At 55.8% G+C, this 12,337-nt stretch carries 12 protein-coding genes; 3 read left to right on the top strand and 9 right to left on the bottom strand.

The window, feature by feature from the left end; translation table 11 throughout:
* Window positions 1-91: 91 nt before the first annotated feature.
* On the bottom strand, window positions 92-1,099 hold the full coding sequence (gene fbp, locus JK223_RS05365; protein ID WP_212713182.1) for a class 1 fructose-bisphosphatase: 1,008 nt from the start codon (window positions 1,097-1,099) through the stop codon (window positions 92-94).
* A 150-nt stretch (window positions 1,100-1,249) separates the two neighbouring features.
* Between fbp and mpl the strand changes: the two genes are divergently transcribed.
* Window positions 1,250-2,611 carry a UDP-N-acetylmuramate:L-alanyl-gamma-D-glutamyl-meso-diaminopimelate ligase gene (mpl, locus tag JK223_RS05360; protein WP_212713181.1) on the top strand — a complete coding sequence of 454 codons (1,362 nt, stop codon included), beginning with the start codon at window positions 1,250-1,252 and terminating at the stop codon, window positions 2,609-2,611.
* A 39-nt stretch (window positions 2,612-2,650) separates the two neighbouring features.
* Here mpl and yjgA read toward each other — a convergent pair whose 3' ends face one another.
* Window positions 2,651-3,196 carry a ribosome biogenesis factor YjgA gene (gene yjgA, locus JK223_RS05355; RefSeq protein ID WP_212713180.1) on the bottom strand — a complete coding sequence of 182 codons (546 nt, stop codon included), beginning with the start codon at window positions 3,194-3,196 and terminating at the stop codon, window positions 2,651-2,653.
* 114 nt (window positions 3,197-3,310) lie between these two features.
* Here yjgA and pmbA point away from each other — a divergent pair, with 114 nt between their 5' ends.
* A complete protein-coding gene (pmbA, locus tag JK223_RS05350; RefSeq protein WP_212713179.1) occupies window positions 3,311-4,651 on the top strand; it encodes a metalloprotease PmbA in 1,341 nt (446 codons plus the stop codon).
* Window positions 4,652-4,718: 67 nt separating this feature from the next.
* A complete protein-coding gene (cybC, locus tag JK223_RS05345) occupies window positions 4,719-5,105 on the top strand; it encodes a cytochrome b562 (protein WP_212713178.1) in 387 nt (128 codons plus the stop codon).
* Between the two features lie 61 nt (window positions 5,106-5,166).
* Here the strand turns inward: cybC and JK223_RS05340 are convergent, their stop codons facing one another.
* The 7 genes from JK223_RS05340 to JK223_RS05310 all read right to left on the bottom strand — a co-directional run bounded on the left by JK223_RS05340 (window position 5,167) and on the right by JK223_RS05310 (window position 12,309).
* Window positions 5,167-5,949, bottom strand: coding sequence for a class II aldolase/adducin family protein (locus tag JK223_RS05340; RefSeq protein ID WP_212713177.1), 783 nt, complete (start codon window positions 5,947-5,949; stop codon window positions 5,167-5,169).
* Window positions 5,950-5,970: 21 nt separating this feature from the next.
* Window positions 5,971-6,756: an ABC transporter ATP-binding protein gene (locus tag JK223_RS05335; RefSeq protein ID WP_212713176.1), complete on the bottom strand. Its 786-nt coding sequence runs from the start codon at window positions 6,754-6,756 to the stop codon at window positions 5,971-5,973.
* Complete coding sequence (locus JK223_RS05330; protein WP_371813065.1) at window positions 6,750-7,748, bottom strand: ABC transporter permease; 999 nt, start codon at window positions 7,746-7,748, stop codon at window positions 6,750-6,752. The genes JK223_RS05335 and JK223_RS05330 overlap by 7 nt, the downstream gene beginning before the upstream one ends.
* Window positions 7,729-8,820 carry an ABC transporter substrate-binding protein gene (locus tag JK223_RS05325; RefSeq protein ID WP_212713175.1) on the bottom strand — a complete coding sequence of 364 codons (1,092 nt, stop codon included), beginning with the start codon at window positions 8,818-8,820 and terminating at the stop codon, window positions 7,729-7,731. Before JK223_RS05325 ends, JK223_RS05330 begins: the two co-directional genes overlap by 20 nt.
* Window positions 8,821-8,923: 103 nt before the next feature.
* Entirely contained in the window at window positions 8,924-10,021 is a 1,098-nt protein-coding gene (locus JK223_RS05320) for an acyl-CoA dehydrogenase family protein (protein WP_212713224.1), read from the bottom strand.
* A 76-nt stretch (window positions 10,022-10,097) separates the two neighbouring features.
* Window positions 10,098-11,195, bottom strand: a complete 1,098-nt coding sequence (locus JK223_RS05315; protein ID WP_212713174.1) for an LLM class flavin-dependent oxidoreductase — start codon at window positions 11,193-11,195, stop codon at window positions 10,098-10,100.
* A 148-nt stretch (window positions 11,196-11,343) separates the two neighbouring features.
* On the bottom strand, window positions 11,344-12,309 hold the full coding sequence (locus JK223_RS05310; RefSeq protein WP_249213484.1) for an ABC transporter substrate-binding protein: 966 nt from the start codon (window positions 12,307-12,309) through the stop codon (window positions 11,344-11,346).
* Window positions 12,310-12,337 lie beyond the last annotated feature (28 nt).

Here is a 12,337-nt window from a genome sequence, read left to right as displayed (position 1 = left end):
GGAAACACCGCAGACCCGAAGTCAGTGGTCACGATGTCTGTCGTAAGGCAGACATCGTGACTGACACGGCTCCCGGACAGTGTCGCAGAGCTTAGCGTGGCGCTTGTTCAGGGTTCTCGCGCATAAAACGTTCCACGTCATCGACCATGGAAGTGTTACCGACGAAGAACGGGCTCCGCTGGTGGATAGTCTGGGGTTTCAGTTCCAGAATACGGTTTGCGCCGTCACTGGCTTTCCCTCCGGCCTGCTCCGCCAGGAAAGCCATCGGATTACATTCATACAGTAAACGTAATTTACCGTTCGGGTACTGAGCGGTGCTCGGATAGAGGTATATACCGCCTTTCAGGAGGTTGCGGTGGAAGTCGGCAACCAGTGAACCAATATACCGTGAGGTGTACGGGCGGCGGCTGGCTTCATCATCTTCCTGACAGAATTTAATGTATCTTTTTACTCCTTTCGGGAAACGTGAGTAGTAGCCCTCGTTTATGGAGTATGTACTGCCCTGTGGCGGAAAGGTCATACGCTCCTGGCTCAGACAGAACAGGCCGAGTGACGGGTCATAGGTAAAGGCATGTACTCCATGGCCGGTGGTGTAGACCAGCATAGTGGACGACCCGTAAACCACATAACCTGCGGCCACCTGCTGCGTACCCGGTTGCATAAAGTCTTCTTCGGTCACCGGCGTTCCGGTCGGGGTGATACGATGATAAATAGAGAAAATGGTGCCGACTGAGACATTGACATCAATGTTAGAAGAGCCGTCGAGGGGATCCATCAGGACCACATACTTACCGTCCTCGACCCCTTCAAAAATGACGAACTCGTCTTCCTCTTCGGAGGCAATCCCGGCGACGATCCCGCGGGCTTTCAGGGCAGATTTCAGTTTTTCGTTGGCGAACAAATCCAGCTTCATTTGCTGCTCGCCCTGAATGTTTTCGACACCGCTGGTACCAAGAATATCCACCAGGCCGGCTTTATTAATATCACGATGAATCACCTTTGCACCCAGCTTGATAGCCGAGATCAGTGCGGTAAGTTCACCGGTGGCATGAGGAAAGTCATGCTGCTTCTCAACAATAAATTCACCCAATGTTTTCATAACAATTCTCTGATTTGTTAATTAATGACTCACCTGATATTAACACTATCGCAACCTTATCGGGGTGCAACAACTTAATCAATCATCTGTTTCTTAGTTGTCGGCTCAGGAGTTACACTGTAGCTGAACTTTTGGGTAATGGATCTGTTTATGCGAATTCACATTCTGGGTATTTGTGGCACATTTATGGGCGGGTTAGCAATACTCGCCCGTGCGCTGGGACATGAAGTCACCGGCTCGGACAACAATGTTTACCCGCCAATGAGCACGCTGCTTGAACAACAGGGTATTGAATTAACTCAGGGTTATGACCCGGTACAACTGGATCCGGCCCCTGACCTGGTCATTATTGGTAACGCGATGGCGCGGGGGAATCCCTGCGTGGAAGCGGTGCTGGAAAAAAATATTCCGTATCTGTCCGGTCCTCAATGGCTTCACGATTTTGTGCTGCGTGACCGCTGGGTGCTGGCGGTCGCGGGAACACACGGTAAAACCACCACCTCAGGGATGGTGGCCTGGATCCTGGAAGCCGCCGGGCTGGCACCGGGATTTGTGATTGGCGGTGTGCCGGGTAATTTTGATGTTTCCGCCAGGCTGGGGGACAGTCCGTTTTTTGTGATCGAAGCCGATGAATACGACAGTGCCTTTTTTGATAAGCGGTCAAAATTCGTCCATTACTGTCCGCGTACTCTGATCCTCAATAACCTCGAGTTCGATCATGCGGATATCTTCGATGACTTACGGGCTATTCAGCGTCAGTTCCATCACCTGATACGCATCGTGCCGGGGCAGGGGAAAATCCTGTGGCCTGAACAGGACAGCCATTTGCGTCAGGTCATCAATATGGGCTGCTGGAGTGAACAGGAAACGCTGGGCGAGCATGGTCACTGGCAGGCACAAAAGCTCACGGCAGATGCGTCACGCTGGAAAGTTTTGTATGACGGCGAGCCGGTGGCAGAGGTCAACTGGTCGCTGGTCGGTGAACACAACATGCATAACGGGCTGATGGCGATGGCTGCCGCGCGACATGTCGGTGTGACCCCGGAAAATGCGGCGCTGGCGCTGAATGACTTTGTGAATGCGAAACGACGTCTGGAATTGCGGGGACAGTTTAACGGTATCGATGTGTATGATGATTTTGCACACCATCCGACGGCCATACTGGCGACCCTGTCAGCGTTGCGCAGCAAAGTCGGCAATGGCGGCCGGATTCTGGCAGTCCTTGAACCCCGCTCCAATACCATGAAACTGGGCATCAGTAAGAATGAACTTGCCCCATCGCTTGCCAAGGCTGATCAGGTCTTTCTCTATCAGCCACACCATATCGGCTGGCAGGTATCTGAAGTGGCAGAAGCTTGTCTTCAGCCGGCACACTGGAGTGCGGATATCGATACGCTGGTGGAGATGATTGCCCGGGAAGCAAAACCAGGGGATACCCTGCTGGTCATGAGTAATGGCGGATTTGACGGTATCCACCAGAAACTTCAGCAGCGGTTACTTCAGGCGGGATAAGATCTCAGCCGGGCGAGGAGACTCGCCCGGTCTGAACGCTTATTCTGCTTCTGCCAGCTCACGCAGATACTGAAAGATTAACCGCGCAGATTTCGGCGCTTTGTTTGTCGCCTTCTCTTTTTGTGCGTTGCGGATAAAACTCCGTAGCTGCTGCCGGTCAGCGGCCGGGTAGAGGTTAATGACTTCAGCGATAGCATCATCACCTTGCTCAATTAACCGGTCACGGATCCCTTCCAGCTTATGGAATAACGCGACCTGCTGATTATGGCGGTTTTTCAGCTTATCCAGCGCCTGGCGGATAGGCTCGACATCGCGGGAGCGTAACAGCTTACCGATCAGCTGGATCTGCCGGCGGCGGGCTTCTTTCTTAATACGCTGCGCCAGTTCAATCGCTTCACGTAATTGCTCATCCAGCGGTATACGCTCCAGAGAACTCTTACTCAGGTCGATAAGCTCGGCTCCGAGGCGTTTCAGTTCTTCGGCGTCACGCTTTATCTCACTTTTACTGACCCAGATAATCTCATCATCTTCATCTTCTAGCGGGTCCGGCTCGTGGTCGAGCCACTCTTCGGGTTGTTTTGTCATTATCTGGCTCCTGAAAAAAGAGGCTAATGCTAACAGGTTACAGGGTGACTGCGAAATTGTTCTCTGACTCTGATAGACTGATTATATTCATACATAAGAGTAGACGGCAGATCGATGAACGTATCAACTCAGGTTGCAGAACAACGTAAAGTACTGGAACAGGCAGTTTCTCACGCGCTTGAACTGGCGAAAGCCACCACCGATGGCGCGGAAGTCGCAGTAAGTAAAACGACGGGACTCAGCGTCAGTACCCGCTATGGCGAGGTGGAAAATGTTGAATTCAATAGCGATGGTGCGTTAGGGATCACCGTTTACCTGCAACAGCGTAAAGGCAGCGCTTCTTCGACTGACCTTAGCCCGGAAGCTATTCAGCGGACGGTGCAGGCAGCGGTAGATATTGCACGTTATACCTCACCGGACCCTTATGCCGGTGTCGCAGAAAAAGATCTGCTGGCCTGGAATCCGCCCGATCTGGACCTGTTCCACCCGCTGGACATCGGGGTTGACCGTGCGATTGAACTGGCGGCAGAAGCCGAGCAGAGCGCCTTACAGGCGGATAAACGCATTGTGAATACCGAAGGTGGCAGTTTTAACACCCATGCCAGTATTCGCGTATTCGGTAACAGCCACGGTCTGCTGAACAGCTATTGCAGCAGCCGTCACGGCATTTCCGGCAGCGTAATTGCGGAGCAGGACGGGCATATGGAACGTAACTATGCCTACACCGCGGCCCGTGACTTTGCCGATTTGAAATCTGCGCAATGGGTCGGCGAAGAGTGCGCGCGCCGTACACTGGCCCGCCTGGCCCCGCGTAAACTGGCGACCATGAAAGCGCCGGTGATCTTTGCCTCCGAAGTGGCGACAGGATTATTTGGTCATCTGGTGGGAGCGATCAGTGGCGGCAGTGTCTACCGCAAATCCACTTTCCTGCTCGACTCGCTGGGGAAAGAAATTTTTCCGCACTGGCTGACGATTGAAGAACGACCGCACGTACTGAAAGGCGTGGCTTCCACGCCGTTTGACAGTGAAGGTGTCACGACCCGCGACCGGACGATTATTGATCACGGTGTCTTACAGCAATGGCTGCTGACCAGTTATTCGGCCAGGAAACTGGGGCTGCACAGCACAGGACATGCCGGTGGCATCCATAACTGGCGTATCGCCGGTCAGGGACATACCTTTGACCAGCTACTGAAACAGATGGGCACCGGGCTGGTGGTGACTGAACTGATGGGGCAAGGGGTCAGTGCCATGACCGGAGACTACTCCCGTGGCGCTTCCGGCTTCTGGGTAGAAAATGGCGAAATCCAGTATCCGGTCAGTGAAATCACCATTGCCGGAAATCTGCAGGATATGTGGAAGAATATCGTCACCGTGGGTGATGATATCGAAACCCGCAGTAATATTCAGTGTGGTTCCGTTCTGTTACCGGAAATGAAAATTGCCGGTCAGTAGACCCGACAGTAAAATAATATAAGAAAGGGGCCGCTATCGCGGCCCCGTTTACCGTAAGGAGTGAGCAATGCGTCTGTCTTCAGTGGTGGTTCTCACCGCATCATTAATATGCTTCCCGCTCATCGCCAATGCGCTGCCCCTCGAGCAGGACATGGACATTCTGGGTTCTGAACTGGTCACCGTACAGAACGCCGGTAATGCTCAGGAGATGCATCAGTCGCTGGAAAAAATGCGTCATGCCGCAGAAGATGCCAGAACAGGTACCCCGTATACTTTGCAGGGTCAGGCCGCTGACAGCGAAAATATGAAGGCCTACCGTGCCGGCATTGATCAGTTGATTGCACAAATTAATGTTGTGGATGCACTGGCGGTGAAAAATAAATTACCGGAAGCCAAAGCCGCGGCTAAAAAGCTGATTGATATCCGCAATCAGAACCACCGCAAGTTCCGCTAATCACGGAGCCACCACAGCACCCCTGTTGCCCGTGGTGGCCGTGAAACGGGGGCGCGGTATCTCAGTGGCGATCGTCCGCCTCTAACCAACGTACCAGTGCGTCCCAGTGCTTCTGAGTGACCGGATCATTGCCGTCGCTGAACCGTGCAGACTGCTCCCGGACTTTTTCTATTGCCTGTCGCGGCGCCGGCAGAATATTATCCCGTCCCCCGGCCAGAGCGGCTATCTGGATATTACAGGCCCGCTCAAGGACATGCAGATGACGGAAAGCCTGAGCGATATTCTTACCGGCCGCCAGCAGCCCGTGATTACGCAGGATCATCACATCGCTCTCCCCTAAGTCACGAACCAGTCGCTGCTGTTCATCCAGGTCCAGGGCGACCCCTTCGTAATCGTGATAAGTGATGCGGGAATAGAAACTGAGCGCATGCTGGGACAGCGGCAATAAACCGTCCCGCTGAGCGGAAACGGCGGCACCGTCCCGGGTATGGGTATGCAGGATCACTTTCAGGTCCGGTCTTGCCCGGTGAATAGCACTGTGGATCACATATCCTGCCTGATTGATCCCAAGCCCGGTCGGGTCATCGATAATATGACCGTCCACATCGATTTTGGTCAGGTTTTCCGGGGTGATCTCCTCAAACAGCAGCCCGTAGGGATTAATCAGGAAGTGTTCCTCCTCGCCCGGCACCCTGGCAGAGAAATGGGTATAAATGTGGTCGGTGAATTTCAGCTTTGCTGCCAGGCGGTAGGCCAGGGACAGATCGCGGCGAATACGTGCTTCTTCTGCAGACCAGCGACTATGCTGGCCAGGCGCTGGGCGGACTAATATTTCTGTACTCATTACAACTCCTGTTTTTCAGGGTTACCAGTCTGTTCCCTGGCCGAGCAGGGCCAGGATCTCCTGCCGTTGTTTCACCAGCAAGGGGGAATCGCGATGGCGCGGGAAAGGGGCGGGATTATGGAATTCCGCCAGGATCCGGGCAGGCCGGGGGGAGAACACCACGACGCGGTGACTCAGTAATAACGCCTCTTCAATATCGTGGGTCACCAGTACGCTGGTATATCCCTGACTTTGCCACAAGGTAATCAGCTCACTCTGCATCCGGATACGGGTCAGCGAGTCGAGTTTACCCAGCGGTTCGTCCAGCAGTAACAGGCGCGGTTCATTCAGCAGTGCTCTGGCCAGCGCGGCGCGCTGTGCCATTCCGCCGGATAACTGTGCCGGCCAGGCCTGAGCAAACTCCTGTAAGCCGATGCGTGAAATTAACCGATCTGCCTGAGGGCCTAACCCTTTCAGTCCCCTGGCCTGCGGCCCCAGTAAGACATTCTGTCTGACCGTCAGCCAGGGATAGAGTGTCGGGTCCTGAAAGACCAGGATCCTGTCCGGCCCCGGGGCGGTTACCGGTTGCCCGTCAGCCAGCAGTTGCCCCGCCTGTAAGGGCTCCAGACCGGCCAGCAGACGTAACAGCGTCGATTTACCGCAACCCGACGGACCCAGCAAGGCCACACTCTCGCCCGGCGCTATTTGCAGGCTGACATTGTCCAGTACCGGCAACTGCTTATCTTTCAGAGTGAAACGGTGACTGATATTCTTCAGGCGAATGGCCAGCCCGTCAGCATCCGCTATGTTTTGTGCCGCATTTACCATTTCATCGTTCCTTTTTGCCAGCGTAACACCCGGTTTCTGACTAAAAACAGCAGGCTTATCAACCCGGAGCAGAGCAGGGCCATCAGCAGTAAGGCTGCATACATATTGGGATAGGCCGCCCAGCCCTGGGCCCACTGCAGGTAGAAGCCAATTCCCGATTTAACGCCGACCATTTCGGCCACAATCAGTACTGAGAACGACGCCCCCAGCCCCATAAATAAACCGACAAACACACTGGGCAACGCCGCAGGAATAGCCACGCGTAAGATGAGAAAGCGGGAGTTTCCGCCCAGTGTTCTTGCCACGTCATACCAGGAGGTATCGATAGCCGCGACGCCGGACCAGGTCAGCACCGTGACCGGAAACCAGGTGGCCAGGGCAATCAGAAACACGCTGGCATCGTGACTGGTCGGGAACAGAAAAAAGCACAGCGGTAACAGGGCGGTCGCCGGTAACGGCCCCAGAATACGCAGTAAGGGATGCATCCAGTAGCCAACCCGTGGAGACCAGCCGATAGCGAGGCCCGCAATAAATCCGGCCAGGGTTCCCAGCACCACCCCACTCAGTAATAACGACAATGAGTGATAAAGACTGTCGAACAGCCGTGGCCAGTCATCGTGAAAGACCTGGATCAACGCCTGTGGCGGAGCAAAAAAAGGGACCGGCAGGATCAGCAACTTCGCGGTTAACAGCTGCCAGACACTGAGTAATACCGGTAAGGCAATCAGCCAGGCACCTGCGTATTTCAGACGCGGGAGATGCAACGACCACTGGCGAAATGTGAGCGACAGGATCAGTAACAGCAGGGCAATGCCGGCATGACATTCTGCCCAGAGTTGAGAATAGGGCCACAGCCTGCTGCCGTCCGGCCAGTATTGTGTGATGGCGGCCGAAGCGAGCCAGGCACCGGCGGCTATGACCCCCTGTGTCCACAGCGGCGGCAATAGCCGTGCGGGCCTGTCGAACACCGCCTCAGGCGAAGACATTTGCATAGATACTCTCCGCAAACTGATGAGGATTGACTGACGCACTGATCACCTGTACCCGCTGCAGATCGGTGACGTATTGGGTCATTTCGTTCACAAAGGCCTGGCCGACCGCGTGGTGGCTATGGGCCTGACTCATTAAAATCGCGGATACTTCCTGCGGAGTCGTATTCAGGGCATGCGCCATGAATTCCGTGCCCACTTTTTGAGGATTTGTGGCTGCAAAGCTATGAGCATCCAGCAACGCCTGGGTGAGTGCCGCCGCTGCCGGTTTATGTTTCCTCACCAGGGCACCGCTGACACCAATAACGCAGCAGCTCAGATGCGCGTATTCACCGCTCATATTACTGGCCAGCAGATGATATTTTCCGGTATCCAGTAACCGGGTACTGAAAGGTTCACTGCCACTGATGGCGGCTATCTCGCCTTTATCCAGGGCCTGGCTCATCAGGTCTGCAGGATAGACTTTCCATTCGACCTCTGTAATGGGATCGATACCGTGATTGTTCAGTAAAATGGCAAAGAAATTCTTATCCGGCCCGGCCATATCGGTAACGCCGATAGCCTTACCTTTCAGGCTTGCCAGCGAGGTATACGGCGAATGATTGGCGGTGATCAGGCTCAGGCAACCGCCGTGGGTGCCGGCGGTCAGTTTGACATCAAACCCCTGCTCCAGAGCTTTAAGCCAGCGTAACGCCATGCCAATACCGGCATCGGCTTTACCGGTCGCAATCGCCTGCAGCAGAACATCGGTCGAATTACCAAAATTAACGAATTCAACATCCAGATTATATTTACTGAACAGATTCTGTTGCTGAGCGACGGTAACCGGCGCGATACAGATAGCGCTCTGATTGATGGCCAGCTTCAGTTTAAAGGGTTCGGCCAGCCGCAGTGATGAGGTATCGGTCTGTCCGCCGGGCGTATTATCGGCCGTTTGTATCCTGTCTGCCATACCTGGCATGGCACCGGCACTGTCTGCCCATAACGGGGCGGAGAAACCGCCAAGCAGCGAGGTCGCAGCCACACCGGAGCCGAGCGTCAGAAAACGTCTGCGGGAGAATACGGAAGAGCGCATAAGTCAGTTCCTTTTCATCATTCCCCTGTCCGGGGAGAAAGAGTGAGTCACAAAAGTATTTGTCCGGCCCTGATCATCCGGCCGGGAGTGGCGGCAGAGAGGGTCAGGGCAGACCTGCCTCCAGCCGTTGCCGGCCGGCACTTAGCCAGGCACTGTCCTGTTGCGGCGTATGTACCCGGCCACATAAAACGTTCCGGTAATGTCGTTCCAGCGGGTTACGTCTCGTCAGCCCGTAATTTCCTGATAACCTGAGCGCCAGGTCGACAACCGTGATCGCATTATCTGTGATAGTGTTTTTAGCCAGCCCGGCCCCGACCGTGGTGAAGCCTTCCGCCGCCGCCCGTTCCAGCAGCGTGCTGTTCACCAGTAACAGCGATTCCATCTGTCCGGTCTGTTCCTGAATCCGCGGCAGCGTCGCCAGGGGTTTTCCGGTCCCCGCCGGAATGCGTTGTTGCAGCCACCCGGTCAGCCAGTCGGTAGCGGCACGGGCTATTCCGTCGTAAATGGCCGCCAGCAGCGCAGTATTGGCATTCGCTGAGAGCGCTGCCGCCCGGTCATCGGCAGGTGGCTGATGGCCCAACGGGCTGACGGCGGCGGCATAGCTGAGTGGCACAGTGACCTCCTTCAGGATCACTTCATGGCTGCCCGTGCCGCGCATCCCCAGGTGATCCCAGCTGGGAATAATGCGGATGCCGGGGGCCGATTTTGGCACCAGCCAGCTTCCGACCAGCGGAGGCTCATCGTCACTGCGGGCCCATACCGCCAGCCAGTGCAGGCCTTCAATACCGGTGGTGTATAATTTATGGCCATTCAGGACCCAGCCGGTGGCCGTCCGTCTGGCCAGGGTCTGCGGCAGTCCCCCGCGTGCCGGAGATCCGAGTTCCGGTTCGACCCGCAGGCTGTTGATCAATGCCCCCTCCGTCACGGCGGTTTCACTCACCTGACGGACCAGGCTGGCAGGCCAGTTTGCGGGCTGACGCAGACGTAAATGGTGCAGGTAATGCATGCAGACAATCAGCGCGGTTGAAGGCTCAGCCAGGGCAATCGCACGGATCACCGCCTGCAGGGCCGGCAATGAAGCACCGCCACCGCCATAATGCGAGGCCGTCGCCAGTGACAGCAGCCCTTGCTGACGTAACCATGCCAGATTCTGATGCGGGAAAGCCCCCGTCCTGTCGGTCTGCTCTGCGTTTTCAGCCATCGCCTGCGTGATGGCCGCGGCGGGGATAACGCCAGGTGGATGCCCGTTGATCTGTGGCGCACTCTGCTGATTAACCTCAGGCACGTTGGCGTACCTCCTGCTCCTGTTCACGGCGGGCTACTTTTTCCCGGGTGAGCGGTATTAAGGCCTTACCGTAATCAACGGCATCGTTGAGGGGATCAAAACCACGGATAAGAAAGTGACGGACACCGAGGTCGTAGTAGTCGAGCAGGGCATCCGCAACCTGCTCCGGTGTACCGACCAGTGCCGTAGAGTTCTGGCCCCCTCCGACCAGTCGGGCGATCCCTGTCCACAGTCGTTTGTCGACAACCTTTCCCGACTCCGCAATAGCCCGCAGCCGTTGTGCCCCGATACTCTGGGGTTTGTTATCCCGTTTCAGCGGTCCGCTGTGACGCTGACGTTCGGTCGCCACCGCGAGGATGTGATCGGCCTTTGCCCAGGCCGCCTCTTCCGTATCGGCGATAATCGGACGAAATGACACGCTGAAACCGACGGTCCGTCCATGGCGTGCGGCTTCAGCACGGACACGTTCGATGGTCTCTTGTGTCCCGGCCAGCGACTCCCCCCACAGGGCGTACACATCCGCATGCTTACCGGCGACCCGGATAGCCGCTTCGGAGGAGCCCCCAAAAAATACCGGCACAGGGTGCTCAGCCGGAGGACGGATCGCCGAGACGGCCTGTTCTGCCTGATAAAAATCGTTACGGATATCGAGAGGTTTATCACTGGTCCAGATATCACGGACCACCTGCAGGAAAGCCTCTGAACGGGCATAGCGCTGGTCATGATCCAGATAATCACCATCACGGCGCTGTTCGGCATCACTGCCACCGCTGATGATATGAACCGCCAGACGGTGATTGAGTAACTGATGCAGGGTGGCAAATTTGCGGGCAGCCAGTGTCGGCGAGACAAAACCGGGACGATGAGCTAACAGAAATTTAATTTTTTCCGTCGACAAGCCGGCGAGAGCGGCGACCAGAAAGCCATCCGGCTGGTCAGAGGCATGGGCGACCAGCAGACGGTCAAACCCTGCGGCTTCATGGGCCCTGGCAATACGCGTGATGTAATCAGCATCAAATACCGGACCGGAGGGAGGGAGGGTTTCTGAGGCCAGGCGATGGCTGATCATACCGATAAACTCAATGCTCATAATGGGTTCCCGTGCGTCATGGTCATATCAGGCACGCTCCTGTCAGGGGCGCGTATTTTTTATACTGTAAAACGGCGGTTAATATGATCAAAATTCATTTTTAACATTAGTTACTATGCTTATTTGATATAACAGGCCCCAGACCTTCTTACCGGAGGAAATCCGGCGCGGCATGCTCACTGACATGCACTTTTTCCGGGAGAATGCCGTAACCATAAAAGCGATCGGCGGTGGCCTGCAGACTGGCAATATCGCTGGCATTGACACTGCGCGAGCCGGAAGGCGCCCGTGAGGTGATTAATTGCGCGGTGCGGTAGGGGAGCTGGCTCAGCTGAGCGTAGCTTTGGGCATATAACGCCGGATGGCGGATAGCCCACACTCTTGCCCGCAGAACGCGGCGCGCAAAATCCCGGATCGCCTGACGTTTGGCAGGGGAGTCCAGTGACGCGGTGGTGGCTGTCAGGAAAGAAAAAGAGGGCGTCAGCTGACTGGCATCGGTAAGTTTTCGGGCACCATTCTCTTCAGCCACGGCGAGATAGGGGTCAAAGGTTGCCCACGCCCCGATTTGCCCGCTGCTAAAGGCGGCGCTGGCATCGGTCGGCAGTACGAAACGGATCGGCGCATCCTGCCGCGATAACCCGGCCTGCTGCAGTGCCAGGTAGAGCAGATTTTGAGAAATGCTGCCTGCCGCCGAGGAGACGACGACCTGCCGGCCTTTCAGATCACGGATACTTTTCAGGGGGCTGTCAGCCGGCACGATGATCGCATTGCCTTTTCCGGTCCCTGTTTCGGTGAGAATAATGGTCAGTTTTACTCCGCCCGCCAGGGCCTGAATGACCGGTAAGTCTCCGGCGTAGGAGGTATCTACCGCATCTGCCCGCTGGGCCTCAAACAGCGGGGCCGCTCCCTGAAAGTTAGCCCAGCGCAAATGGTAGGGGATGCCCTGTAACACTCCGGAGGTTTCCAGCAGACTTCGTAAGATCCGGGCCTGGTCGCCGATCACCAGGGTGGGTTCTGCCGTATTAGCGTACGAGTTGCCGGTCAGGGTCAGCCAGATCCCCAGCAGACCAGTAAGCAAAGTTAAACGTGAACGGGGCATAAAAGGATAATGCATAACAATTCCCTGCAACTATGAAATGTGA

It is taken from the genome of Tatumella sp. JGM118 (genome assembly GCF_018257515.1).
Taxonomy (GTDB): domain Bacteria; phylum Pseudomonadota; class Gammaproteobacteria; order Enterobacterales; family Enterobacteriaceae; genus Tatumella; species Tatumella terrea.
The sequence above is the reverse complement of the archived record's forward strand: the minus strand, read 5'-3'. Positions and strand labels throughout refer to the sequence as shown.

Excerpts from the sequence above, each read along its gene's own strand:
- JK223_RS05340 (WP_212713177.1), bottom strand. The coding sequence starts at position 5,949 with ATGAGTACAGAAATATTAGTCCGCCCAGCGCCTGGCCAGCATAGTCGC.
- cybC (WP_212713178.1), top strand. The coding sequence starts at position 4,719 with ATGCGTCTGTCTTCAGTGGTGGTTCTCACCGCATCATTAATATGCTTC.
- JK223_RS05330 (WP_371813065.1), bottom strand. The coding sequence starts at position 7,748 with ATGCAAATGTCTTCGCCTGAGGCGGTGTTCGACAGGCCCGCACGGCTA.
- JK223_RS05310 (WP_249213484.1), bottom strand. The coding sequence starts at position 12,309 with ATGCATTATCCTTTTATGCCCCGTTCACGTTTAACTTTGCTTACTGGT.
- fbp (WP_212713182.1), bottom strand. The coding sequence starts at position 1,099 with ATGAAAACATTGGGTGAATTTATTGTTGAGAAGCAGCATGACTTTCCT.
- mpl (WP_212713181.1), top strand. The coding sequence starts at position 1,250 with ATGCGAATTCACATTCTGGGTATTTGTGGCACATTTATGGGCGGGTTA.
- pmbA (WP_212713179.1), top strand. The coding sequence starts at position 3,311 with ATGAACGTATCAACTCAGGTTGCAGAACAACGTAAAGTACTGGAACAG.
- yjgA (WP_212713180.1), bottom strand. The coding sequence starts at position 3,196 with ATGACAAAACAACCCGAAGAGTGGCTCGACCACGAGCCGGACCCGCTA.
- JK223_RS05315 (WP_212713174.1), bottom strand. The coding sequence starts at position 11,195 with ATGAGCATTGAGTTTATCGGTATGATCAGCCATCGCCTGGCCTCAGAA.
- JK223_RS05325 (WP_212713175.1), bottom strand. The coding sequence starts at position 8,820 with ATGCGCTCTTCCGTATTCTCCCGCAGACGTTTTCTGACGCTCGGCTCC.
- JK223_RS05335 (WP_212713176.1), bottom strand. The coding sequence starts at position 6,756 with ATGGTAAATGCGGCACAAAACATAGCGGATGCTGACGGGCTGGCCATT.
- JK223_RS05320 (WP_212713224.1), bottom strand. The coding sequence starts at position 10,021 with ATGGCTGAAAACGCAGAGCAGACCGACAGGACGGGGGCTTTCCCGCAT.